The following is a 25,652-nucleotide window of genomic DNA, read 5'->3' on the forward strand; positions in this document are numbered from 1 at the left end:
GCCAACGCACAGGCTGCAATGGAAGCGTCGGGCGGACGACCGGAATTTCTCTTTCCGTTCTATCTGTTCCTTCTCTGTCTGTTCTTTGCGTACATCTATCCAATCGCACTTCTGACAAGGAAACTGGAGAAAAGATATGCTGCATAATGAGATTATCGATGCACCCCCTCTGGTTTCTCTAAAGGATGTGCACAAGGCGTATGGCGATCTGGAAGTTATTAAAGGGATAAGTCTTGATGTTCGCAAGGGCGAGGTGATCTGCATCATCGGTCCGTCGGGTTCGGGCAAATCGACTCTCATACGTTGTATCAATGGCCTAAGCCCAGTGCAGAAGGGCTCGATAATCGTCGCCGGGCAGGAGGTGAACGATCCCAAGCTCGACAAGCTCGCATTGAGGCGAAAGGTGGGAATAGTCTTTCAGCAGTACAATCTGTTTCCGCATAAGACGGTTTTGCAGAACGTCATGATGGCGCCGATCAAGGTCCTGCGTGAACCAAAACAGGAAGTTGAGGAACGGGCGCGTGCTCTGATTGCAAAAGTCAAACTTACTGGTAAGGAAAACCAGTATCCCGGCCAGCTGTCAGGTGGTCAGCAGCAGCGCGTTGCCATCGCGCGAAGCCTGGCCATGCGTCCTGACGTTATGCTTTTCGATGAAGTTACCGCAGCGCTCGATCCTGAAACCGTCAAGGAAGTATTGGCGACGATAAAGGAACTCGCGTCCGACGGGATGACCTGCATTCTGGTTACTCATGAAATGGGCTTCGCACGCGAAGTGGCCGACCACATCTACTTCACGGATCGAGGTGTGATCGTCGAGCATGCTCCACCGAAAGAATTCTTTACCTCAGCCAAGGATCCTCGGACCCAACAGTTCTTAAGTCAGATATTCTAGCCGAATTACGACACGACAATCATCAGTAGCATCAGGAACATGCCAGGCCGAGCGCCAGGTATGAACGGGTTTCTATAAACCAAAAGGAAAAGCTATGTACCAGCAAGCCACCAACGGTGTCAAAAATGACCCACTGCTGCAGCCGCTGAAAATCAAGCATCTTGAACTTCGCAATCGCATCATGAGCACCAGCCACGCGTGTGGTTTGGAGATCAGCGGGCTACCGCTTGAAGCCTATCAGCGGTATCATGAAGAAAAGGCCAAGGGTGGAATAGCCCTGTCGATGTTCGGTGGATCCTCCAATATCGATATCGACTCCCCGAATGTCTTTCGGCAACTGAATGTTGGAACAGATGACATCATCCCACATTTTCAGCAGTTTGCCGAGCGTATGCATCGCCACGGCGCTGCACTCATGTGTCAGATAACCCATCTCGGTCGACGCGGCGAAAGTTATGGTGGCGATAGGCTGGCGATGATTGCACCGTCCCCTCTCCGGGAGACGCTTCATCGCAACATCCCCAGAGAGATGGACGACCATGATATTAATCGCGTTGTGAAGGCATTTGCCGCTGCGGCGGTACGATGCAAGGAGGGAGGGCTGGATGGCATCGAGACGCATGCCGGCGGTCACATGATCGGGCAGTTCCTGTCACCGATTTCCAATCGCAGAACTGATCGCTTTGGCGGTTCGCTCGAAAACCGAATGCGGTTTCCGCTGATGGTGCATGAGGCAATCAGAAAGGCCGTCGGTGATGATTTTGTCGTTGGTATCCGCATGGCAGTGGATGAGGGGCCCGATGGCGGCATGGGTTTTGAGGAATCTCTGAAAGTTGCGCAAGCACTTCGCGATATTGGCGGCATTGATTTTTTCAATGCGATTTATGGCATGATGGACACGACCCGTGGTCTGGCTGAGGACGCTATGCCAGGAATGGGATCGCCACTTGCGCCCTGGGTCGAGCCGGTCGGACGCTTCCGGCAGGAGCTCGATATTCCGGTATTTCATGCCGCACGTATTTCCGACGCTGCTTCCGCCCGATACGCTATCCGTGAAGGCAAAATGGATATGTCGGGCATGACCAGAGCGCAGATCGCTGATCCATACCTTGCAAGTAAAATAGCATCGGGACGGGAAAACGAAATCCGGCCATGCGTAGGTGCTACACATTGCCAGTCGCCGCATCGTCCTGCGTGCCTCCATAATCCGGCAACGGGCAGAGAAACGGTCCTGCCTCAGGTCTTTACAAAAACCGACAGCGGCAAACGTAGGGTCATCGTGGTCGGCGGAGGGCCCGCAGGCCTTGAGGCAGCCAGAATATGTGCGGAACGGGGTCATGAGGTTTCGTTGTTTGAAGCGGCACCCGATTTCGGCGGTCAGCTTCTTCTTGGCGCGAAGGGATCGTGGCGCGGTGACCTCATCGGTATCGTCGAGTGGCGGGTGGCTGAACTCAATCGTCTTGGTGTGTCGCTACAAACGAATGCCTATCTTGATGAAAATGAAATCCTGGCACTGAATCCAGATGTCGTCTTGCTAGCAACGGGCGGCATGCCGCAAATTGATCTTCTGCATGGCGGTGATCTATGCGTTTCTACCTGGGATATCCTGGCTGGTCAGTCCAGACTATCAGGTGAAGTTCTTGTCGTTGATGGTACCGGACGACATCCAGCCCCCTTGGCGGTCGAGAAGGCCGTTGGTGCAGGAGCCAGGGTACAATTCGTAACGATTGATGCCCAAATCTGTGAAGAACTGACTTATGCCGAACGGGTACGCTGGAAAAAACTATTTTTGAAATTCGGCCTGTATCCCAAAACTGAAACACGTTTGACGGCAGTCGACCGCCAGGACAACCGCCTGATCGCAACTCTTGTGAACGACATTACCCGGGAAACAGAAACAGTTGTGGTCGATCATGTTGTTGTGGAGCAGGGGAGTATTCCGTCCAACGAAGTTTTTGAAGCGCTTCGATCCAGTTCTTCAAACGACGGTGTGACCGACCTGCAGGCCATGGTTGATGCCAGACCGCAGCCCAACCACGAAAGACCTGGATTTGAACTTCACAGAATAGGAGATGCTCTGGCCAGCAGAAACATTCACTCCGCGATGTTGGATGCAATTAGAATATGCAGCTCGCTTTGAAAACTTTGGGAGCACACTCAGCGTCCGAATTTATCCAGCAGCTGATACCATGCGGCTACTGTACGGACAGCCGGCGCTCTCATAGAGAAAAATGGGATGTCTTCCGGTTTCTGGCGCCGCATCAGCGCCAGATCGGGCTTTTGGCCTTGCAAAAGATCAATCACGTAGCGTCCGAGAAGACTCGACATCGCGATTCCTGTTCCATTGTAGCCAAGCGAGAACCCGATATCCTTGTCGATCAACCCAATCTGCGGAAGACTGTTCATCGTCATAGCGACAAGCCCCGACCATTCATTGGCGATCCTGCAGTCTTTCAGCTGCGGGAAGATTTCAAACATTGCTCTCTCAAGGGTCGCGTAGGCGGCTGCCGAGTCATTTCTGCCAAATGCGCCCCTGCCGCCGAAAAGCAAGCAGTCCCCGCCTCGTCGAAACCAACGCATCATTCTCCGCGTCTCGCTGTAGCTCCGATTCTTGCAAAGAATTTCATCAAAAACAGAACTGGGCAACGCTTCCGTCGAGATGATCGCACTCCGGAACGGTATGATCGTCTTACGCACATTGCTGGTAGCGGTCGTGATGTCGGAATAGGCATTCGTTGCGATCAGAATCTGTTTGCAACTGATCGATCCGGTTTTGGTACAAACGAGTTTTGTCGAACCGTGTTTCACAATGCGAAGAGCGGGACTATTCTCATAAATGAGGCCTCCGGCCAGAAGCACGGCATTGGCCAAACCCCGACAGTAACAAAGAGGATGAATGGTGCCAGCGTGAGAGTTCAAAACTCCTCCGTAAAAGCGCGTACTTCCGGTCTCTGTCGCAACTTCACTAGCTCCAAGCACTGCGATGCTCGTATCGCCGAACATGTCCCTGATCGTCTTCGCTTCTTCCACGAGCGCCGCGAATGCGGTCTCGTTATGCGCACAGCGAATGTTCCCGGTTTTCGTCAGTTTCGCTTCCCGGATCTGAAACCGCTCGACATAGCTTTCAACGCAATCCATCGCTTCGTGACCGAGCACGTTCATGCGTTGAGCGATTTGCCGACCGTGAGTTTGCGCCATGGCGCTTAACGATACACGATACTTCGTCGATACCACGCCGCCGTTTCTTCCAGAGGCGCCGAAGCCGACTTCTTCTGCTTCGAGAACAACTGGTTTCAAACCAAGTTCAATCGCTCTTATGGCTGCAGAAAGGCCGGTATACCCACCTCCGATGATGACGACATCGGCGGAAATGTCGTCCTCCAATGCTTTGCAGTTCAGAGGTGGCGTTGCGGTCTCGCGCCACAAAGATCGAGGCAGATTGAGTTTTCGCATCTGGAAAATACCTGAGTTTACCTACAAGTTATTTTCTCTCGCTTTCGACAGCATCGGCGAGTTCTCGCAAGGTCGAAAAATGGAAATCCGGCACCGTGACTTCTTTGGGAACGGGTGTTCCACCGAAGCCCTTGAGGCCCTTTCGACGCTCGATCCAGCAGACCTTGTACCCGAGCTCCTTAGCGACGCCAATATCGTGATACTGGCTCTGGGCAACATGCAGGATTTCATCTTGCTTGAAACCAAATGCCGATTGGCGCCCAAGATTGTAGGAAAAGAAGCGTGGATCCGGTTTTGGATACTTGGCGTCGTCAGCAGTGACGCTGTCGTGAAACGGGTTGCCGAGTTTGTTCGAATTGGCGCTGAAGCCGACACGATCATAGTTGGTCATCGCAACCAGTCTAAAATGCCTACGCAATCGTCTGAGCGCTTCAGCGGAATCCTCGAATGCGGGAAAATCAAAAAAGTGGCTGTGGAATTTGTCACCTGCGGCGCTGTCGCCGGACAGTCCAAGTTCCTTCGCAGCGTAGAGATAAACGTCGCGCATGACCTCACTTGCGCGGCCAGGAAATTTCTCTCTTGCTTTCAGATAGGGCTGGAAAATCTGATCATCACTCAGCCTCTTCGCGGCCTCTCCGCCTGCGACGCGGAAACCATCCAGAATACCCTTCTCGAAGTCGATGCAGGTTCCGACGATATCAAAAGTCAGAACTTTAAAATTTTCGAAGGCCATGAAAGTTGTCTCTCCTGTTCCGGGCAAAAGCCAGTTGTCGGGCTACAGTGGGATGCTTTTGGTCCTTCTATCAATTCCAATAATAATCACCTCTGGGGTTACATTTTCTAATGTCACATATTCGACGACTCCTTCCCTCGCTCAACGCACTCGTCGCCTTTGAAGCGGCAGTCCGATGCGGAACATTTGCAAACGCGGCACGTGAGCTTGGAGTTACAAGTCCCGCAGTCAGCCGCACCATCGGGCGTCTGGAGCTTCATCTTGGAATGCAGCTTTTCAAGCGTACGCCGACGGGAGCAGAACTAACGGAACATGGAGGTGATCTTTTTGCGGAAGTCTCGAAGAGCTTTTCAAACATTGAACGTGTTTTGGCTGGACTAAGACAAAATGCGCAAACGAAGCGACGTACAGTGCGAATATCAGTCTCGGGGGCTTTCGCTACGCATTGGTTTATGCCGCGGATGAACCAATTCCAGGCGCTGTTTCCTGATGTAGACATTCAGTGGCAACTGATCATTGGGCCGCTCGATTGTCCGGTTAACGACGCCGATATCGCGATGCGGTTCGACCCGAAAGTGGATGACCGGTATCGAATTTTTCCACTTATGCCAGAGTTTCTGTTGCCAGTGCGATCTCCGGTTTTCGATTTCAATTCGACACAGTCCCAATCGGGTTTGCATCAGGTGATTACTCTTAGTGGGTCTCAGTTCAGATGGGCAGATTTGTATTCCGTTGATGCGCTGAAAGAGATAGCCCGTGAACTTCAATTCTCGGATTACAATGTCGTTGTACAGGCCGCGCTGATGGGACAAGGCAACGCAATCGGCTGGTTAAGTGTGGTGTCGACCCTGCTAGCCAACGGCTCGCTTGTTCCATCGCATCCTGTTGTCGTTTCAACAGGCCGACGCTGTGATCTGGTGACTTCGATCAAGCCGGATGAATGGATCATTCGCGATATTTGCGACTGGATTATCGATGAATATCGACGGGATGTGAATGAGATAAATAAGACATATGAAGGGCTGATCGACGAATTCTGAGATTTGCTCCGGTAGCGGCAATCCTGATTTTGCTGTCAAATTGAGCAAAAAATCGCGGCGTGTTTCTATCCAAAGCGCGTATGATGTGATCTTGACTGCCAATCAGGTCAAGCCAAGCAGTTCTTTCTTCCAAACTTTTTTCGCATGTTTTCATCATTAACGATGACGGAATGAAGTAGGGATGCCAAATTCCTCCATGAATTTGTCGTTTCTAACAAGCTTTTGCTTTGCTCCCTAACTCTGATCAGAAGTCCCGCATGGTCTTACCACAACCGCGCTGTCCTGCAATAATTCAAGGCGTAGGAGCGCTGCCTTGCAGATTAGCCGCTTTGATTGGAGAGGAGCGACAATCAAATGCCCGGTCGCGGCGTGGCGCATGACTTCGATCGGCACGCCGTAAATCACCTGCACCCCGCTTGGGCTCCATCACACCGGCGGGTCTTGTTTGGGCAATGAGGAGCGACCACTGTGCAGCGCGAAGATGGAATCGCAGAAGCGCGCTGCCATGACGGTGCGATGCCGTTCAATTCAATGGCTTTCTCCACCTTCGCTCGGTCGGTTTCGCCAAAGCGGTTTCATGTCCGCTTGGAAAATGCTCCGGCGAACATTCTGTCACGGGTATCTCACTAATTCACGATTTTCGTGAGCCTGGGAAAAGCAAATCGACAACCTTGGCAGCCGTCGGTTGCGGTTCATGGTTGGTAAGGCCCGGACGCTCGTGGGCTCCGATGAAGACATAATCTGGCTTTCCGGGCTGCTTGACCATAAAATCGATCCCGATAACGGGGATGCCGATTGTCTTCGCTGCCTGGTGAACAGGAGCAGTCACGCAGTGGGACGTACCGACGCCATCTGTTAAAACGATTTAAACAGGCTGGAGAAGGCCACTCAGATGGAATGTCAGCCGAGAGCGCACCTGTTCCCAGCCGTCAAATTATACCGTTCAAAAGCCCCAGGTCGTCAACAGGGACCTATCACGCACTTTCATCGGAACGAGAGGGCTATCACTGCCATCCAAATGGATGGAGACAGTGGAGCACAAGGCTATGTGAACTAATCTTGCTCGTGGATGATCCAAAACTTCTGCAGATCGGTAGGATTGCTCCACGCGGCGATAGCGTCGGGACGAATAAGGAAAATGTCCCCTGCCGCAAACGTCACGCTTCCTTCGTCAGGGTTGGACAAGGTAACCTCGCCGTTGCGCAGCATCATCAGTTCGGAAAAGGAATAGGTGATAGGATGGCGAGCATAAGGCGTAGTAGCCCAAATCCCCCAGGAAAGTGGATCGTCACTCTGGAATTCGTGACGATGGGTCGTAGGAGCGGGCGTTGTGAGCAGCGTTGCATTGGGCGCGCCACCGGGGACCATGGGATGGTCAAGGTCGAGTTTGGTGAATGACACTGGCGCGGTCCCCTGATGAATCGTGAGGATTACGCAATCGGCCGCCTGTGCCTTCCATGCAAAACTGGACGCGGGTAGGCTCGCGGCCTCACCCTTGGCCAGCACGATTTCGAAACCGTTACTGTCCACGAGCGATAAAGAGCCCTTACGAACCATTACAATAGAGGGGAACAGGCTTTTTGTCCCTTTTCCTTCTCCTGAAAGAACAGCGCGTCCGACGCCGAAGGGTTCAGTAGACTGTCCATTCAAAGTGAGGGCTTGGAAAGCTGCTTCCAAATCCGCGGCGCAAGAGGGCGCAATTCCCAGATTGATTACGTTTTTCAACAAGTTCAGTGCTTTCTGCAGAGGGTTTATTTCGATGCGAATCCAAGACTGTCCTTGACCCAATACCAGCGGATGCCAACATCCATGACGGGTTTGCGGATCGCGTGCCAGGAAAGGCGCGGTATCTGCGTGGTGGGATAAACCATGGGGCGGCCTTCGGCGATGTATTCGGCATACATCTTGCCAAAAGCGGTCGCCATCGCTACGCCTCGGCCGTTATAGCCAAGCATTGCGTGCAAACCTGGAGCGGGATTGTGAAGATGAGGCAGGCCATCCATCGTTAGCGCCACATGACCGGACCAGTGATAGTCGATGCCAATGCCATCCAGTTGCGGAAACAGCCTCACCATTCCGGCCTTCAGCGCTTCCATGAGTGCCTTCTTTTCGTTCATTCCCACGGCGCCGCGTCCGCCAATGAGAAAACGCCCGTCTACTGATTGACGCATATAAAAAGCAATCTTGCGCGTTTCGGAAAGTACCACACCCCCCGGCATGATTTCCCCGCGTTGCTTTTCTGAAAGGGGCTCTGTCGCGATCAGCATGCTTTGCACAGGAAGAATGCTTTGGGCGAGACCCGGCACGAGTTTGTCGGTGTAGGCGTTGGTTGCGACGAGGGCCTCTCTCGCGCGAATTGCTCCACGCGCCGTCCGTGTGACCCAATCGCCGTTTTCGTGCGTGAGAGACGTGACGGACGAATCTTCAAAAATCTGAACGCCGCGTGCCGAAGCGGCCCGCGCCAGCCCTCGGGCATAATCCAGCGGTTGTAAGGCGCCGGCGCGTGGATCACGCCATCCACCGAAATAGCGCTCCGTGCCGGAAAGTCTGGCAATCTGCTCGCGGTCCAATATCTCGACTTCGACGCCTTGCGCCTGCCATTGTCGGGCACGCTTGTGAACGGCAGCGGTTGCAAGCTGAGAATGTGCGGCCTGAATCCATCCGGCGCGAACGGGCGAGCATAGGATAGCGTGTTCGCGCACAAGGCTAAAGACAAGATCGGCTGCGCCGCCTACAAGATCGATCATGCGCTTGCCATGTTCGAGCCCATAGGTCGCAATAAGATCTTCCGGATCGTGCTTCAAGCCGGGGATCACCTGTCCGCCATTACGTCCAGATGCACCGAAGCCGACATGACGCGCCTCAAGGACCACGACCGTCTTGCCACGCTCGGCAAGGAACAATGCGCTTGAAAGACCCGTAAAGCCGCCGCCGATAATAACGACGTCCGCATCGTGTACGCCGTTCAGTTTGGGATGGTTCGGCTTTGCTTCGCCAGCTGCGTTCCACCAGAGCGAGCGCGAGAAGCTCTCAGGACTGCTTGCCATTTTCATCTTTCTCCAGCGTTTTTTGGCCTGCCAGGTGATTTCACTCGGGTTTGTTCACCCAGAGAACGAAAGCTTCCGCTTCACTATTATTGAAGAATCTGTGGCGGGTCGTTGAAGGCAGGGCAAATCCGTCACCTGCCGAAAGCAGATATTGAGCATCTTCAATCTGCAACGTGAAACTGCCCGAAATGACGTACCCCAGCTCCTCGCCGGAATGGGTATAGCACTCCTCACCAGAACTCCCGCCCGGAACGATCCGCACCGCGAAGGATTTCATGGTTTCAATGAGTTCTGGCGAGGCGCGATGCTTGATGACACCGCCGCCGTTCAACACTTCGGGCTGTTCGCCCGCCCGCAACACATAGGGATTGGCGCGCGCGGCTGCTGCGAACCCCTGCGGGTCAATGAGCTGCGCCGGACTCATGGAGAGCACATCGGCAATCGTGTAAAGGGTGCGCACAGTTGGCGACACCAGGCCGCGTTCAATCTGAGACAGCGCCCCTGTCGACAGGCCAGACACTTCCGACAGATAGCCAAGAGTGAGGCCCAGTGCCTGCCTGCGCGTACGGATACGTACTCCGATATCCCCCGCATCGTTCGGTGTGGGTTCGCTGATAGGGGCGATCCGCGATATCTCTGCCTTGTTCACTTTTGGCATCTTTTAATGGCTCTCGCTACGAACTTGAATGAATCGGGGTTGATTAGTGTTTAGTATTCTGCTTCATAATCTCCAGGGATTCAATAAACTAAAAAGAAAATCCATCCAGAACATGGAGGGGACATGTCAGAAATGGCTCACAAGGATACGCCCTACTGGTGGGAGGCCGCCCCGCCGCGCAGCGTCGGACAGCGTGCCATCGAGCCGGACTGCGATGTAGCCATAGTTGGCGCCGGTTATGCGGGCCTTTGCGCTGCACTTTATCTGGCGAGAGCCGGGCGCAAGGTTCAGGTTTTCGAGCGGGAACAACTCGGCTTCGGAGCTTCCAGTCGCAATGGCGGGTTTACCAGCGGCAATATTCGTCCCGATGACAAAACACTGATCCGCAAATTCGGTATGGAACGGGCGGTAAAGATTGCTTCTGAAGGCCATGAAGCACGCCGCTTCATGATCGATTTCCTGGCAAAGGAAGGTGTTGATGCGGATTTCAGGCTTGTGGGCCGATTCAGCGGAGCGATGACGCGCGCAGAATATGACGCCATGGCTCGAAGCGCCGAAGCTATCCAGCGAGCAACCGGTGTCGAATCCTATGCGGTTCCTTTTAGCGAGGTTCACCAGCATATCGCGACCGACCTCTATGCAGGGGGTAGCGTGCGCATGGATATTGGCGGCCTCCATCCAGCAAAGTTTCATTCAGAACTGGTACGGCTGGCGATTGCTGAAGGGGTATTGATCCACAGCGAATGTCGCGTGGAAGGCATCGATCAAGGAACTGGTAGAAAAACCGTAATAACTGCACGCGGTCGTGCTCGGGCGCGCGATGTCCTTGTTTGTACAAACGGATATACCGATCATTCGGACCGCTGGCTGCGTCAGCGATTGGTGCCGTTGCGTTCGCGAATAATCGCAACCGAGGATCTGGGCGAGGAACGTGTAAGCGAGTTGGTGCCAGGATTGAAAATGCTCACCGACACCCGGGCGATGACCTACTATTTCCGCCCATCACCGGATGGGCGACGCATCTTGTTTGGTGGCCGGGATGTTACGAGCCGCGGCGATCCAGATAGCGCTACGCAACGCAACTATAAAGAAATGTGCAAGATTTTTCCGCAGCTGGAAGGTGTCGGTATTTCGCATAGCTGGTTCGGCTATGTGGCCATGAATCGAGACATGGTTCCACGAATTTTTCAGCGTAGGGCAGTGCATTATGCAACAGGCTTCTGTGGTTCGGGTGTTGTCTGGGCGCCATGGCTCGGCTTCAAGGTCGCACAGAAAATATTAGGCGTTCCCAATAGCGCAAGCAGTTTTGACTTCCGTGCGCCGCAGTTTGTGCCGACCTGGCGTGGAAAAGCCTGGTTCATGCCGCTGGTTTTTGCCAGCCTTGAACGAAAGGATCGCAAGTTGGAAGCAACAGCATCCAATGAACGGGTGTTGAGAAACAGTGCCGGCTTCCAGGGTAGACGCAAGTGAGCAACGCCAACGCTGCCTACAACGGACTTCACTTTAACAAACGCGGGCTCAAAACCGCCGTTACGAGTAACAGGCTTATCGCTGCATTTAGGAAGGAGAATGCCATGCGTCTCAAGAAAATTTTCGGTTTGGCAGCTTTGGCGGTCGTCATATGTGCCGCGACGTCTGCCTTTGCTCAGGAAACAGTCAAAGTAGGTTCTTCACCTACCGGTTTGCCTTTTACCTTTGTGAACACGGAAACTAAGGCTATGGATGGCGTGTTGATCGATGTTGTCAAGGCCATCGAACCAGATATCGGTATCAAGGCGGAATTCGAGGCCGTGCAGTTTTCAGCGCTCGTGCCGTCGCTCACCGCGAACAAGATCGATATGATTGCTTCGGCAATGTTCATCACTGAAGAGCGCGCAAAAGTCGTGGACTTTTCCGATCCGGTCTATGGCTATGGTGAGGGCGTTTTCGTGCCGGTTTCCGATGACACGACTTACAAGACCTATGCGGATCTCAAGGGTAAGACCGTAGGCGTGCAGGTGGGGACCACCTTCGTCGACCTGTTCAAGAAGAGCGGCCTGTTCAGTGAGGTAAAGGTCTACAAAGGCATTCCCGATATCATTGCCGACGTGAATGCCGGGCGCATCGACGCTGGTTTCGGGGATGGACCGATGGCTGCCTATTACCTCTCTCAAGGCCGGTACCCCAAGGTGAAGATGGTCGAGAGTTATGAGGCTTCGGCCGGTGGCGAATTCGGTCTGGCTCTGCGAAAAGGCGACGAACGTATGTCCAAAATCAATGCAGCTATCGCTCGCATCAAGTCGGACGGCACGCTTCAGAAAATTCTTGCGAAATACGGACTGAAATAATTCCGATGTGATCATGGGGATGATCCCCATGATCAAAATTTCAGGTGTGCTCCGCGCGCGTCCAAGCAAAAGCTCTCCACGCTTTTCGGTCTGCGCCCGAAACGGGGCTACCGGCCGTAGCGCCTCATCCCCGTCTGATCGCGCCAGTTAAACAGAGTTAAAGCTAATGCAAAATTTCCTTATGGACATTCGCGAGTTCTTCCCGATCTTGCTGGAAGGCGTGAAATATACACTCCTCGTGACCTTGGGCTCCCTTGTCCTTTCTACCCTTCTGGGGCTTGTCTGGGCGTTGATGCGGGTGTCGGGAATTCGCTGGCTGTCGACCATTGCCGGGGCTATCGTCAATGTAATCCGCGGCATTCCTATCCTGGTGCAGCTGTTCTATATCTACTTCGTTCTACCGGAATTCGGCATTGCGCTTTCCGCTCTTCAGGCCGGTATCATAGGTCTCGGAATTGCCTATTCTGCCTATCAGGCAGAGAATTTCCGTGCCGGCATCGAAGCTATCGACCATGGTCAGACGGAAGCTGCTCAGTCCATCGGTATGGGCTGGTTCATGACGATGCGCCGCGTGATCCTCCCGCAAGCCGTTCGAGTGATCCTCCCGCCTTACGGCAACATCATGGTCATGCTTTTGAAGGACAGCTCGCAGGCATCGGCCATAACGGTTGCCGAACTGACCCTGCAAGGTCAGCTACTCGCTTCTTCGACCTTCAAGAATATGAGTGTCTATACGCTAGTTGCCATGTTCTATCTCTGCCTAAGCTTGCCGCTGATGATGGCTGTCGGGCGTCTTGAAAAGCTCTTTAGTAAAAGAAACGGACATTGATCATGGCGATGATTGAAATAAAGAACGTCACCAAATCCTATGGTCCGCTTCAGGTCTTAAAAGGCATCAGTGCTGAGGTGCAGAAGGGCGAAGTCGTCTGTCTGATTGGCCCTTCCGGCTCTGGAAAGTCGACGATGCTGCGCTGCCTGAACGGGCTCGAAACCTATCAGGGTGGCGACATTTTGATCGTAGGTCAGCGGGTTGACGCGAAGGATCGATCGATCCGCAATCTCCGCACACGTATGGCGATGGTTTTCCAGCGGTTCAACCTGTTTCCCCATCGCACGGCCCTCGAAAATGTCATTGAAGGACCGGTTTACGTCAAAGGCGAAAACCCAAGTGAAGCTCGTAAATACGGCCAACACCTGCTTCAGCGCGTAGGTCTAGGAGACCGGGCCGACCATTATCCGGGCCAGCTTTCGGGCGGTCAGATGCAGCGTGTTGCGATTGCCCGCGCCTTGGCGATGCGACCGCAGGCGATCCTTTTCGATGAGCCGACGTCTGCGCTCGATCCTGAACTGGTGGGCGATGTGCTCGATGTCATGCGCAGCCTTGCTGACGAGGGGCTCACCATGCTGGTCGTAACGCACGAAATGGGCTTCGCCCGCGACGTGGCTGACCGAGTACTTTTCCTTGATGGCGGCGTCATCGTGGAACAGGGTAATGCAAAGCAAGTGCTCGGCGCGCCACAGCATCCGCGTACGCAGGACTTCCTGCGTCGCGTTCTCAATCATTGATTTATATGGATGCGCGACGCGGGCTGCGTGTCGCGCAAGGGGAGGCGTTATGGCTTTCTATTGTTCCCTCGACGCGACCCGCACCGGGGTGATCCGCGATGTATTTGCGCGCGAATTGCCGGAAGTGGAGTTCCTGTCCGGGGAGTTGGATGCCGATGCTTCGGCAAGGGTACGTCATTTGTTATGTTGGCAGGTTCCTGAAGGACTGCTGGATCGGTTCCCCGCGCTCGAGATTATTTTCTCGAGCGGGGCGGGTGTAGAGCAATTTCTGGAAGCAGGTATCCCTTCTCATATCCGCATTGTCCGCATGACTGAGCCGGGTCTTGCACGCATGATGCAGGAATATGTGACACTCGCGGTGCTGGCACTATTCCGACAGTTGCCCAGTTATTTGCAACAGTGTCGTAACGAGGTCTGGCAGACCTTGCCTCAGCCGAGCGCGCGTCACAGCCGTGTAGGTGTAATGGGGCTTGGATATCTTGGGCAAGCTGCGTTGACGGCACTCAAGCCTTTTGGTTTTCCACTGTCCGGCTGGAGCCGAAGCGAGAAGAATATTGATGGCGTGCAGTGTTTCTCCGGCGCGGAAGGACTTAAAGCATTCACTGCGCAAACAGATATACTCGTCTGCCTGCTGCCGCTCACGGCAGAAACGGAAGGCTTGATCAATGCCGAATTTTTTGGCTGTTTGCCCACGGGGGCAAGCGTGGTTCTGGTCGGTCGCGGGCCGCAGACGGATTATGACGCGCTTCTCGCGGCGCTCGATAGCGGCCAGCTTTCCTCCGCCTTCATTGATGTAACAGCACCGGAACCGCTCCCGTCCGGACATCCACTCTGGTCTCATCCAAAGGTGATCGTTACCCCGCATATCGCTTGCATGACTGACAGCCAAGGTGCGGCAGACGTACTCGTTGAAAACCTGGAACGACTGCGTAGGAGCGAAGCGCTGTTCGGCGAGATCAACCGCGAGCGAGGATATTGAAGCATAGGATGCAGTGGCGGAGTGGACTTGCTTCGGAAAAGTGGAGAGGTTTTCATGAGTTGAAAGGAAACCTTTATGACGAAGCGAGGGTTATGTCGCAAATTTTTCATCAGGTTAAAAGCGGCATGATCTTCAGACGCAATTATGCTGCAAGCTCCGCAAAGACCTCGAATGGCGAGCGGTTGTCATTTGCGAACTGCTTCTTGCGGATCATATGTGCCACTTCGATGCCCGCGATTGTCGCTGAAGCCGAATGAAATGCCTTGAAGCCCAACATGTGTTTGGCAATTCGCTTGATAAACCGGTGATCCTGCTCAAGGATGTTGTTGAGATATTTAACCTGCAGGATTTCAATCATCTTTCTTTGACCGGTGATTTTCAGGATTGTGTTTACAGCTTGTGCTCCGGCCAGATTGGCTCCGCTTTTATCAATGACAATTTTGTCTGGAACACCGTTGGCTGCAATGGCTTTCTTGAAGAAACGCCGTGCAGCACCGAGATTTCGGCGTTCGGCGAGCATGAAATCAAGCGTTTGTCCGTCACAATCAACGGCTCGGTACAGATAGGTCCATTGACCACGAACCTTGATATAGGTCTCGTCAACACGCCATGACGCAAGCGTTCGACGTTTACGCTTCTGTGCCTGATCTGCGATCTGTGGCGCGTAACGGACAACCCAACGGTTCAATGTTGCATGGTCAACGCTCACACCACGTTCGGCCATAATTTCCTGCAGGTCACGATAGGACCCGGGATAGCGCACGTAGAAGAAAACGACGTAAAAGATGACACTTTTAGGAAAATGAGCCCCTTTGAAATCGATTGCCATACCCTGTCACCTCACTCAATTATGCGCTCCGAAGGGACAGTAGCGCAGCAGAAGTGAAAATTTCGCGACAGAACCGTCATCCGACATGTTGCTGTTTGGGCGACGGGATAGAGCGGCTCCAACCTTCCTGTTTTAACCGGAAACGCTCTATATTTTTCGGCGTGGAATCGTGCTCGAATAGATGTTCAACGACTGCAGATAGCGGTCCGCATTTGTCAGGGCTTCCACAGATTGGGAGCGGTTGCGGTTGGCCAGAAGACCACAAAGCACTTCGGAAACGGCCAGCGCAGGGGTCAATGTATGAAAGAAGGTTTGGCTCTCGGTCGAAATCAGTACGCTCTGATTCGCGATTGAGACCAGCGGCGAAACCTCGCTGTCGGTGATGGCCACAATCGACATGCCTTTTTGCCGGGCTGCTGCGGCAAGTTCCAGGGTCTGCAAGGCGTAAGGATTGATCGAGATGACAAACAGGGCGTCGTCGGATGTCGCGCGCATGAGTGCGTCGCCGCCAGTTCCGGCGGGGCCGTCCAGATGGATGGTTTTGTCGCCAAGCAATGTCATCACGTAATGAAAGTTCCAGGCGACGGAATGGCAGGATCGCAGTCCGAGAACATAGACGCGACGCGCTTTCAAAAGGTAGTCGGCTGTGGCGTTCAGTTGTCTGAGAGATTGCGGCTCACAGAGCCGGGCGATCTGGTCTGACAGCCCATGAAGCATACGGCGAGCAAGATCGTTAGTGCCCGCGCTTGAGTCGTCAACGTTGTTTTGAAGCGCACGGGCGGCGAAACCGTCTGCGCTGATGCGGATGACTTGAGCATGGTGGGAGCGTATTTCCTCATAGCTGTTCAGGCCTAGGAATTTGGTCAGGCGCGTGATCGTCGAAGGCTGCACGCCTGCATTGCGGGCCAGCTCCCGCATGGACACGAATGCAACATCCTGTGGATGTTCCAGGATGTATCGTGCAGCCTGCTGGAGCTGATGTGACATTTCGTCAAAGCGTGCAATGATGCGTGCCCGCAGAGGGTCTTCTTGCAACATTTGTATCGTCTTTCGTCCGATAGGGTTCGACAGAATTCAATGGTGTCGAGAAAAAAGTCAAATAATTTCGGAAAGTTATGTCGCTTTTTTCGAAGCCGCCAGGACGAGCTGAATGTTTCATAAATGCATAAAAAATACGTTTGTGCCTACAAAACAGACAATAAAACAAATGTTGCAATCCCGGGCAAAGCCTGCAACAAATGTGTCGAAACGCAGACCGATGAAAGTCTTTTAAGAACAATCGAGAGATACATGACAAGAATTCTCCACCGTTCCATCAGCGCCAGTTTGCCAAGGGCTGTAGCCGGACAGGGCATCTATATCACGGACAGTGAAGGGCGCAGCTACATCGACGGGTCGGGCGGAGCTGCCGTCAGTTGTCTCGGTCACGGCAATGCGGAAGTCGCTGGTGCCATGAAGGCGCAGATCGATCGCATCAGCTATGCGCATACATCGTTCTTCACGACCGATGCGGCTGAATCTCTTGCTGATCGTCTTGTCGCTGCAACGCCGGGCGGGCTGGATCGTGTTTATTTTGTCTCGGGTGGGTCCGAAGCGGTCGAGGCTGCTTTGAAAATGGCCCGCCAGTATTTCGTCGAAACCGGACAGCCCCAGCGTCGCCATATCATCGCCCGGCGCCAGAGCTATCACGGCAACACGATCGGTGCGCTCGCGACGGGCGGCAATGCGTGGCGTCGCGCGCAGTTCCAGCCCATCCTGCCCGAGACCCACCACGTATCTCCCTGTTATTCCTATCGCGATCAGGGCGCGCAGGAAGATGGGGCGGATTATGCGACGCGTCTGGCAGCGGAACTCGAAGCCAAAATCATTGAACTCGGCGCAGATGAAGTCATTGCTTTCGTTGCCGAGCCGGTTGTGGGCGCAACGCTGGGTGCGGTTGGCCCGGTCGCCGATTATTTCAAGAAAATCCGCGCCGTTTGCGACAAATACGGTATCTTGCTCATCCTTGACGAAGTCATGTGCGGCATGGGGCGCACGGGTACGCTTTTCGCGTTTGAGCAGGAAGGCATTGTTCCCGATCTTGTCACGATCGCGAAAGGCCTGGGAGGCGGCTATCAGCCGATAGGCGCGGTTCTTCTGTCCGAGCGGATTTACCGGGCTTTCGCAGACGGGTCCGGCATGTTCCAGCACGGCCATACCTATATCGGCCATCCCGTGGCGGTCGCTGCCGCCGACAAGGTCGTCGAAATCCTTTCACAAACCGACATCATCGACAATGTCGTCCGTATGGGCGACCGGTTGCAGGCCGGTCTTGAAGCCGCACTCGGACAAAATGCAAATGTGGGCGACATTCGAGGGCGAGGGCTGTTCAGCGGAATTGAGATTGTGGCTGACAGAGACACCAAGGAACCGTTCGATCCCACGAGGAAGTTGCACGCTAAGATCAAGCGCGAGGCCATGGAACGTGGACTCTTATGCTACCCGATGGGCGGCACGATTGACGGTATTCGTGGCGACCATATCCTGCTGGCGCCGCCTTACATCATTCAGCCTGAAGAGGTCGATCTGATCGTTGATCGGGTATCGGCAGCAATCGACGCTTCGCTTCGGAGCTGAAGGATGTCCCACCGCATCGTATTTGCCGGTTTCAATCTTGAGTCCGTCACGGCCGTACCGCAGATCGTCGGAATGCAGGATTTCGAACGCGTATGCGTTCGCGGGTCAGCTCTGATCGAGCAGTTTCGCGGCACGAATACCGTTCCCGGTGGCGTCATCAAGATTTGTGAGAATAACGGTGTCGAACTGATACCGTTGTTCCACACATTGCTTGGCGCATTGGGACCGGCTGCCGATGAGGCGATTGAATTCTATAAGAACGAGATTCTGGCTGGGCTGGATCGATCCGGCGATATCGACGGCATCATTCTGTTCCTCCACGGTGCCTGCTGGGCACCCGGATATGAAGATGTCGAGCGCTTCATCATCGATGCCGTTCGCGACAAAGTGCCGAATATGCCCATTGCCGTCGCCCTCGACTATCATGGCAATATCGACCGGGCGACCTTGCGCAATGCCGATATCGCCGTCGCCTATGGGCACTCACCGCATATCGATATGGGTGAGACGGGAGAACGGGCCGCCACTGCCCTTGTGAGAACGATCAAGACCGGCCTTCGCCCCGGTCTTGCCGTCGCACGTCCTGACATTGTGATTCCGTCGATCATGTCGGCGACCTCGTTGCAGCCTCTGGCAGCCATTATTGCGCAAGCACGTGCCACAGAGGCTGAGAGCGATTGCGATATTTCCGTCATGGCGGGGTTCTCCTATGCCGACAGTCCGAATACTGGTATGTCGGTTATCTGCATGGATTGGTCCGGCGAGATGGTAGCCCAGCGCAAGGCGGACCGGTTGTCGTCGACGCTTCATGAAAACCGTCGGGCACTGCTGGCTGCGGTGCCGGTCTCAGGCGTGGAAGCGGCGATTGCGGATGTCGAAAAACGACCGGCTCAAGGACGGCCCATTATTCTGCTCGAACATGCAGACCGCATGAACGATTCCACGCATGTTCTGCGTGCCTTGATTGACAAGAATGTGGGGCGTGTTCATGTCCCCTTTCTCCTCGATCCGCAGACGGCGCAAGAAGCCCATGCGGCCGGAGCCGGTGCCGGGATTGTTGCCAATCTGGCCGGCAAGACGGACCCTGCCACGGGCGGACCATTGCAGGTCGCTGCCAAGGTCGTCTGGAGCGGCCAGAAATCTTACCGCGTTTCCGGCCGTTATCAGAAAGGCTCGTCGGTCGATCTTGGACTAACTGCCCTGATCGATGTCGGACCAATCCGGATATCGGTGGTTTCCCATTTCGCCTTCGCGGTCGATGGCGATCCATTCTACATTTTCGATGAGCGTCCTGAAGACTACGATGTCATTCTCTTGCGTTCGAAAACCCACTTCCGCGATTTCTATGAACCGATCGCCGACCGCATCATTGTGGTCGATACGCCCGATCTCGGTCCGGCGGATGTGCGCCTGATCCCCTATCGACAGCTCGATACCTTGGATGTCTTTCCGTGGAATGAAGCTTCTTCCAACCATAAAAATAATCTCTCCAGAGGTGTAAAATGACTATTTATCACAAAGGCCTGCCCGCCATCGGCCTTCTGGCGGCAAGCATGTTCGGTGCACCGGCATTTGCCGAAACCACATTGACTGCGGTCATGCAGGCGCCGCTGCGGACACTCGATCCGGCGATCAGCACGGCCCAGATCGTCCGGACACACGGCTTCATGGTCTTCGATACCCTGCTCGGGATGGATGCCAATTATCAGCCGCAGCCGCAGATGGCCGACTATACGGTCTCCGACGACAGGATGACCTACACGCTTACGCTGCGGGACGGCCTGAACTGGCACGACGGGTCGCCGGTCACCGCCGAGGATTGCGTTGCCTCGCTGAAACGCTGGGCCGAGAATGACGGGGCAGGCCGCACCTTGATGGCGCATGTCGCCTCGATCGATGCGGCTTCCGACAAGCAGATCGTCATCAAACTCGCCAAGCCATTCGGTCAGGTTCTGGAACTGCTCGCCAAGCCTTCGCCGATCCCGCCGTTCATGATGCCGAAGCGTCTGGCCGAGACCCCCAAGGGTCAGCAGATTTCCGAAATGGATGGATCGGGTCCCTTCAAGTTCGTCGCCAGTGAGTACCGACCGGGCGATCAGGCCGTTTATGTCAAAAACACCGACTATAAGCCTCGTTCCGAACCGATGAGCTGGACCGCGGGCGGCAAGATCGTCAATGTCGATCGGGTGGTCTGGAAAGCCATGCCCGACATGCAGACTTCGATCAATGCGTTGCAGTCCGGCGATGTCGATCTCATAGAACAGGTGACGACCGATCTCGTGCCGCTTCTGGAAGCCAACAGCGATGTGAAGGTCGGCGTCATCAATCCGCTCGGCAATCAGGTTACGGCGCGTCTCAATCATCTGTTGCCGCCTTTTGACAAGCCTGCCATCCGACAGGCGGCAATCTATGCTCTCGATCAGGAGCAGCTTATGCAGACGGCCATAGGCGATCCCAAATATTACAAGCTCTGTGCATCTGACTATGGATGCGATGTGCCGCTGGCATCGGATGCAGGTTCGGAATTCATTTCCGGTACGCCCGAAGAGCGGATGGCCAAGGCAAAGGAGCTTCTCAAAAGTTCCGGTTATGACGGCACGCCGGTGCTGATGATGCAGCCCACGGACTTAACCGTGTTGAGCACCCAGCCCATTGTTGCCGCCGAGCGGCTGCGCGAGGCCGGTTTCAAGGTCGATATTGCATCAATGGATTGGGCAACGCTCCAGTCCCGCAAGAACAGCACGGCTGCGGTGAAAGATGGCGGCTGGAACATGTTCTTCACCTATTGGGGTGTGACTGGCATCTGGAATCCGCTTGTCAATGTTCTGCTGGATGGTACCGGCAAGGACGGAACGTCCTGGTCCGGTTGGCCGAAGAGCGATGAAATCGAAAAACTCCGTGCCGATTACCTTGTAGCTCCGACACTTGAAGAGCAGAAGGCAATTGCCAGCAAAATCCAACAGATCGCCTATGAAGATGCCTTCTACTACAACGCTGGTGAGTTTCAGTCGGTGGCAGCGTGGCGTGCTGAGTTGAAAGATCTGCAGTCGGGTCCGATCACGCTCTTTTGGGGAGTCACCAAGTAACCCAACCAGAAGGCCGGTACTGAACAGGCATAAGAGCCAACGATAGGGCGATCGGATGATTTATTATTTTGTGCGAAGAGTTTTGATGGCGATACCCGTCATGTTCTTCGTCGCGCTGTTTGTATTCCTGCTGCTGCGACTTACGCCGGGCGATCCGGCGCAGGCGATTGCGGGCGATCACGCGACGCTCGCCCAGATCGACGCGGTCCGCCAGACCCTTGGTCTGGATGCGCCGCTTGTCGAACAGTTTTTCACCTGGTCCGGCAATCTCATTCGCGGCGATTTCGGTGTATCGCTGATCTCGCAGCGACCGACGCTGGAAATGATCGGCCAGCGCATTGGTCCGACGCTCTCTCTGGCCGTTGTCGCCATGCTTCTGACCGTGGTGATATCTCTTCCGCTCGGTGTTTTGGCTGCCTGGCGCCATGGCGGCATTATAGACCGCGCGGTCATGTCGATTTCGGTTCTTGGTTTCTCGTTGCCGATCTTCGTGATCGGTTACATTCTGATCGCGATTTTCGCGGTGCACCTGAAATGGTTTCCGGTGCAGGGCTATAAGTCGATTTCCGATGGTTTCGGACCGTTTCTCTATCGCATCTTCCTGCCGGGATTGGCGCTTTCGTCGATCTATATCGCCCTGGTTTCACGAATGACCCGAGCCTCAATGCTCGAGGTTTTAAAAGAGGACTATGTTCGGACAGCCCGCGCCAAGGGTTTGTCGGAAGTGGTGGTGCTTTTCCGACATGCACTGCGCAATGCGGCAATCCCTATTCTCACGGTCGTCGGTAGCGGTTTCGCGATGATGATATCCGGTGTGGTCGTAACGGAAACAGTGTTCAACATACCCGGCCTTGGACGACTGGTCGTGGATGCGGTGCTCTCGCGCGATTATCCGCTGATTCAGGCGATTATTTTGCTCACCGCAGGCACCTATGTTCTGATCAATCTGATCATCGACCTTTCCTATGCTGTGACCGATCCGAGAATCCGCTATCAATGAGTGAAACCTTGACCTTAAGCTCCCTGACACCTCGTCGTCGATTGATCGAGAACGTCCCGCATTGGACCACGATAGCGGCGTTGATCGTACTCGTTGCAATCGTCGCTATGGCGATATTTGCGCCATTGCTGGCAAATTTCGAGCCCACAAAACTCAACCCCGCCATGCGGCTCAAACCCGCCTCTGCCGAATATTGGCTGGGTACCGATAGTTTCGGGCGCGACCTCTATTCCCGCGTTGTCTATGGTGCCCAGGTTTCCCTGCTGGTTGGCGCCGGTGTGGCAATCGGTTCGTTGGTGATCGGCCTTCCACTCGGCTTGATTGCGGGCTGGTTCAGAGGCGTCGATGCGGTTCTGATGCGCATGATGGACGGTTTGATGGCCATACCCGGCATTCTTCTGGCAATCGCCATTGTTGCATTGACCCAGGCGGGGCTGGTGACGGTTATCCTCGCCATTATGCTGCCCGAGATTCCACAGGTCGTGCGTCTCGTGCGCTCGCGTGTCATCGCCGCGCGAACCGAAACCTTCGTGCAAGCCGCGACCCTTCTTGGCACCCCGACGCCAAGGCTTATCCTGCGCCACCTGTTGCCGACGACGATTGCTCCGCTTATCGTTCAGGGCACCTACATCTATGCTTCGGCAATCCTGACCGAGGCCGCACTTTCATTCCTCGGCGTGGGCATCGGTACGGAAATCCCGACCTGGGGTAATATCATGGCCGAAGGCCGCCTCTATTTCGCGCTCAATCCGTGGCTTGTGTTCTGGCCGGCAATCGTGCTGTCGCTTTGTATTCTGTCTATCAATCTGCTGGGCGATGCGCTGCGTGATCGTCTCGATCCTAAAATGAAGGGGAGGGCCGGTTGATGGCTGAAATAGCACATAAGGGCTCGCCCGTACTCGCGGTTCGCGGATTGAAGGTCGCGACCAAGGGCAAGCGACCTTCTCCAATCCTGCATGGTATCGATTTTGACGTCTATCCCGGAGAGACCGTGTGCCTCGTCGGAGAATCCGGATCGGGCAAGTCGGTCACGTCCCTGGTGACGATGGACCTGTTGCCCAAGGAGGAGTTGCAGGTCGTCGCAGCGAAGTTTTGCTGAACGGAGAGGACATTCTCAAATCGAATGCCGCCCGGACGAAGGCCCTGCGTGGCGCAGAGATGGCTATGATCTTTCAGGAGCCGATGACCGCGCTCAATCCCGTTTTGACCATCGGTTTGCAGATGGATGAAGTCTATCGTGCGCATCGCAAGATGTCGCCGAAGGATCGTAAAAAGGCGGCTCGCGATGTTTTCGAGTCCGTGCATCTGCCCGACCCTGCCAGAATTTACGACAGCTATCCGCATCAGCTTTCGGGCGGCCAACGTCAGCGCGTCATGATCGCGATGGCGCTGGCGTTGAAACCCAAGCTTCTTATCGCTGATGAGCCGACCACCGCACTGGACGTTACCACCCAGAAACAAATCCTGTCGCTTATCCGGGAACTGCAGGAGGAGCAGAATACGGCGGTTCTGTTCATTACGCATGATATGGGCGTGGTGGTTGATATTGCGGATCGCGTCTGTGTCATGTGTCGCGGCGAGATGGTTGAAACCGGCCCCGTCCATGACGTTCTCGCAAGCCCACAACAGACCTATACGCGTGAACTCTTGAGTGCCGTCCCATCTTTGACCCCGCGCCCGATGCGGGAAAAGCAGGATGCCGGTAATGTCGTGGATGTCAAAGGCCTGGAAAAAATCTACGAGACCGGCAGTTTTCTGGATCAGTTGCGCAGAAAGCCGCCGCTTCAGATCAAGGCCGTCGTCGATGTGAGCTTTTCCCTGTCGCCGGGGAGAACGCTGGGCATTGTCGGCGAGAGCGGATCGGGTAAATCGACGGTTGCGCGTTGCCTTCTCCGCCTGGAGAACCCGACAGACGGTGCCGTCATGGTCAATGGAGAGGACATCGTTCCGCTGCGCGGCGATCGGGCGTTGTCCCGGTCGAGGCGCGCCGTCCAGATGATCTTTCAGGACCCGAACCGTTCTCTCAATCCGCGGCTTCGTGTTGATGAAAGCCTGATAGAGGGGCCGTTGAATATGGGAGAGACAAGGCAGAGCGCAATGCAGCGGGCCGCCGATCTGCTGCAGGTTGTTGGTCTTCCGAGTACCAGTCTGGAGCGCTTTCCACATCAGTTTTCCGGCGGGCAAAGGCAGCGTATCGCTATTGCGCGCGCATTGATGATGGAGCCGGATGTCATCGTTGCCGACGAAGCTGTTTCGGCATTGGACGTTTCAGTACAGGCGCAGGTGCTCGACTTGCTGGCGGAAATACAGCAGCGCTGTAATCTTGCAATCCTGTTCATTACGCATGATCTACGCGTGGCTGCCCAGATTTGCGACGATGTCATGGTGATGCAACGTGGCAAAGTGGTCGAATATGGGGCCGCGAACGAAATCCTCGCCAATCCACGGGAAGACTATACGAGAGCGCTTATCGAGGCAGCTCCCGGCCGTGATTGGGACTTTGCCGCAGGGCGGCGCATTATGGAAGTTGCATGATGATATCAGCCAGTCTTATTCAATTTGATGTGGTGCCGCTTGCCGCTGAACGGAACATCGAACGGATGTGCACGTTCATCGAGACCGAGGCCGCACATGGGGCCAAGCTGGTGATTTTTCCGGAGCTTTCCAATACTGGCTATGTCGAGCCGTTGGTTCCCGGTGGGCCGATGGTGAGCGCCGTACCACATTACGGAAAGGCATTATACGACGCTTGCGCCGATCTCGACGGACCGCAGGTCCAAAAACTAAAAGATATGGCCGCGACTTATGATGTCATGCTGGTGGTCGGGCTTGGCATAAGGGACAGGCGTTTGGCCGGTGTCATGCACAATGCTTCACTTCTGATTACCCCGGCCGGTGTGGAAGGGGTCTATGTCAAGATCCACCAATGGCACAATGAGAAACTCTACTTCACCAGAGGTGATCGTATCTCGACCTATCCCGCGCTCGGCACGCGTCTGGGCATGCAAATATGCTATGATATCCGGTTTCCTGAGATCACACGGATCATGGCCTGCGAGGGCGCGGGCATCATAACATCCATCTGGGCATCGTTCGGCGCTACGTCGGAGCCTGTAGCAGACGAGGGTCTGTACATTCATCGCGCCTATACGCGAGCGGTTGAAAACGGAGTCTATTTTCTAAGCTGTAATCGAGCAGGATCGCATGGGGACCAGCGTTTCATGGGGCGCTCTTGCGTCATCGCTCCGGACGGTCGTGTTGTGGGCAATCTCGCGCATGACCGTGAGGATGTTCTAAGGGTTGAACTCGACCTTGACGACATTGCGCGTTATCGCGCCGCAACAGGCATCTGGACCGACCGAGCTCCGGAACTCTATGCGCAATACGCATCTTCATTTGACAAAACACGATAATAATGAGATCGCA

Annotated in this window: 21 protein-coding genes and 2 pseudogenes; 15 read left to right on the forward strand and 8 right to left on the reverse strand. The window is 54.7% G+C overall.

The features are described 5' to 3' along the window. The first annotated feature begins 136 nt into the window (after positions 1-136). Both HWD97_RS19085 and HWD97_RS19090 read left to right on the forward strand, forming a co-directional pair. Positions 137-892 (forward strand): amino acid ABC transporter ATP-binding protein, encoded by a 756-nt coding sequence (locus HWD97_RS19085; RefSeq protein WP_319080262.1) that lies wholly within the window; start codon positions 137-139, stop codon positions 890-892. A 94-nt stretch (positions 893-986) separates the two neighbouring features. After that, positions 987-3,032, forward strand: coding sequence for an NADH:flavin oxidoreductase (locus tag HWD97_RS19090; protein ID WP_319080263.1), 2,046 nt, complete (start codon positions 987-989; stop codon positions 3,030-3,032). Between the two features lie 17 nt (positions 3,033-3,049). Here HWD97_RS19090 and HWD97_RS19095 read toward each other — a convergent pair whose 3' ends face one another. Continuing rightward, positions 3,050-4,345, reverse strand: a complete 1,296-nt coding sequence (locus HWD97_RS19095; protein ID WP_371835453.1) for an NAD(P)/FAD-dependent oxidoreductase — start codon at positions 4,343-4,345, stop codon at positions 3,050-3,052. A 28-nt stretch (positions 4,346-4,373) separates the two neighbouring features. Further along, positions 4,374-5,078, reverse strand: a complete 705-nt coding sequence (locus HWD97_RS19100; protein WP_319080265.1) for an HAD-IA family hydrolase — start codon at positions 5,076-5,078, stop codon at positions 4,374-4,376. Positions 5,079-5,188: 110 nt separating this feature from the next. Between HWD97_RS19100 and HWD97_RS19105 the strand changes: the two genes are divergently transcribed. Then, the gene (locus tag HWD97_RS19105) at positions 5,189-6,118 is read left to right on the forward strand and encodes a LysR family transcriptional regulator (protein ID WP_371835454.1); all 930 of its coding nucleotides are present in this window, start codon (positions 5,189-5,191) and stop codon (positions 6,116-6,118) included. A gap of 631 nt (positions 6,119-6,749) precedes the next feature. Here the strand turns inward: HWD97_RS19105 and HWD97_RS19110 are convergent. The 4 genes and pseudogenes from HWD97_RS19110 to HWD97_RS19125 all read right to left on the reverse strand — a co-directional run. Next, a pseudogene (locus HWD97_RS19110) lies at positions 6,750-6,962 on the reverse strand (N-acetylglutaminylglutamine synthetase); the annotation flags it as partial. A 209-nt stretch (positions 6,963-7,171) separates the two neighbouring features. Beyond that, on the reverse strand, positions 7,172-7,846 hold the full coding sequence (locus tag HWD97_RS19115; RefSeq protein WP_371835455.1) for a cupin domain-containing protein: 675 nt from the start codon (positions 7,844-7,846) through the stop codon (positions 7,172-7,174). A gap of 23 nt (positions 7,847-7,869) precedes the next feature. Then, a complete protein-coding gene (locus HWD97_RS19120; protein ID WP_319080268.1) occupies positions 7,870-9,165 on the reverse strand; it encodes an FAD-binding oxidoreductase in 1,296 nt (431 codons plus the stop codon). A 40-nt stretch (positions 9,166-9,205) separates the two neighbouring features. Then, on the reverse strand, positions 9,206-9,823 hold the full coding sequence (locus HWD97_RS19125) for a cupin domain-containing protein (RefSeq protein WP_319080269.1): 618 nt from the start codon (positions 9,821-9,823) through the stop codon (positions 9,206-9,208). 132 nt (positions 9,824-9,955) lie between these two features. On the opposite strand from HWD97_RS19125, the gene HWD97_RS19130 reads away from it, so the two are divergent. The 5 genes from HWD97_RS19130 to HWD97_RS19150 all read left to right on the forward strand — a co-directional run bounded on the left by HWD97_RS19130 (position 9,956) and on the right by HWD97_RS19150 (position 14,695). Further along, positions 9,956-11,293, forward strand: coding sequence for an FAD-binding oxidoreductase (locus HWD97_RS19130; RefSeq protein ID WP_319080290.1), 1,338 nt, complete (start codon positions 9,956-9,958; stop codon positions 11,291-11,293). Positions 11,294-11,397: 104 nt separating this feature from the next. After that, positions 11,398-12,150 carry an ABC transporter substrate-binding protein gene (locus HWD97_RS19135; RefSeq protein ID WP_319080291.1) on the forward strand — a complete coding sequence of 251 codons (753 nt, stop codon included), beginning with the start codon at positions 11,398-11,400 and terminating at the stop codon, positions 12,148-12,150. Between the two features lie 166 nt (positions 12,151-12,316). Further along, complete coding sequence (locus HWD97_RS19140) at positions 12,317-12,979, forward strand: amino acid ABC transporter permease (protein WP_319080270.1); 663 nt, start codon at positions 12,317-12,319, stop codon at positions 12,977-12,979. An 8-nt stretch (positions 12,980-12,987) separates the two neighbouring features. Then, positions 12,988-13,716 carry an amino acid ABC transporter ATP-binding protein gene (locus HWD97_RS19145; protein ID WP_319080292.1) on the forward strand — a complete coding sequence of 243 codons (729 nt, stop codon included), beginning with the start codon at positions 12,988-12,990 and terminating at the stop codon, positions 13,714-13,716. Between the two features lie 49 nt (positions 13,717-13,765). Continuing rightward, positions 13,766-14,695: a glyoxylate/hydroxypyruvate reductase A gene (locus tag HWD97_RS19150; protein WP_319080271.1), complete on the forward strand. Its 930-nt coding sequence runs from the start codon at positions 13,766-13,768 to the stop codon at positions 14,693-14,695. A 142-nt stretch (positions 14,696-14,837) separates the two neighbouring features. Here HWD97_RS19150 and HWD97_RS19155 read toward each other — a convergent pair whose 3' ends face one another. Continuing rightward, a complete protein-coding gene (locus tag HWD97_RS19155) occupies positions 14,838-15,524 on the reverse strand; it encodes an IS6 family transposase (protein WP_319080272.1) in 687 nt (228 codons plus the stop codon). A gap of 147 nt (positions 15,525-15,671) precedes the next feature. Further along, positions 15,672-16,562: a MurR/RpiR family transcriptional regulator gene (locus HWD97_RS19160; RefSeq protein ID WP_319080273.1), complete on the reverse strand. Its 891-nt coding sequence runs from the start codon at positions 16,560-16,562 to the stop codon at positions 15,672-15,674. A 252-nt stretch (positions 16,563-16,814) separates the two neighbouring features. Between HWD97_RS19160 and HWD97_RS19165 the strand changes: the two genes are divergently transcribed. The 7 genes and pseudogenes from HWD97_RS19165 (at position 16,815) to HWD97_RS19195 (ending at position 25,639) form a co-directional block, all read left to right on the forward strand. Then, positions 16,815-18,140 carry an aspartate aminotransferase family protein gene (locus tag HWD97_RS19165; RefSeq protein WP_371835456.1) on the forward strand — a complete coding sequence of 442 codons (1,326 nt, stop codon included), beginning with the start codon at positions 16,815-16,817 and terminating at the stop codon, positions 18,138-18,140. Positions 18,141-18,143: 3 nt separating this feature from the next. Next, positions 18,144-19,646: a M81 family metallopeptidase gene (locus tag HWD97_RS19170; protein ID WP_109365753.1), complete on the forward strand. Its 1,503-nt coding sequence runs from the start codon at positions 18,144-18,146 to the stop codon at positions 19,644-19,646. Next, positions 19,643-21,226 carry an ABC transporter substrate-binding protein gene (locus HWD97_RS19175; protein ID WP_109365754.1) on the forward strand — a complete coding sequence of 528 codons (1,584 nt, stop codon included), beginning with the start codon at positions 19,643-19,645 and terminating at the stop codon, positions 21,224-21,226. The genes HWD97_RS19170 and HWD97_RS19175 overlap by 4 nt, the downstream gene beginning before the upstream one ends. A gap of 55 nt (positions 21,227-21,281) precedes the next feature. Further along, a complete protein-coding gene (locus tag HWD97_RS19180) occupies positions 21,282-22,226 on the forward strand; it encodes an ABC transporter permease (RefSeq protein WP_078341195.1) in 945 nt (314 codons plus the stop codon). After that, positions 22,223-23,092, forward strand: a complete 870-nt coding sequence (locus tag HWD97_RS19185; RefSeq protein ID WP_109365755.1) for an ABC transporter permease — start codon at positions 22,223-22,225, stop codon at positions 23,090-23,092. The genes HWD97_RS19180 and HWD97_RS19185 overlap by 4 nt, the downstream gene beginning before the upstream one ends. Then, positions 23,092-24,761: pseudogene (locus HWD97_RS19190) on the forward strand (ABC transporter ATP-binding protein). The gene HWD97_RS19185 and the pseudogene HWD97_RS19190 overlap by 1 nt, the downstream one beginning before the upstream one ends. Then, positions 24,758-25,639 (forward strand): carbon-nitrogen hydrolase family protein, encoded by an 882-nt coding sequence (locus HWD97_RS19195; protein ID WP_244597022.1) that lies wholly within the window; start codon positions 24,758-24,760, stop codon positions 25,637-25,639. Before HWD97_RS19190 ends, HWD97_RS19195 begins: the two are co-directional and overlap by 4 nt. Positions 25,640-25,652: the final 13 nt, after the last annotated feature.

Origin of the sequence: Ochrobactrum sp. C6C9, from assembly GCF_022627935.1 — a bacterium.
Lineage (GTDB): Bacteria > Pseudomonadota > Alphaproteobacteria > Rhizobiales > Rhizobiaceae > Brucella > Brucella teleogrylli.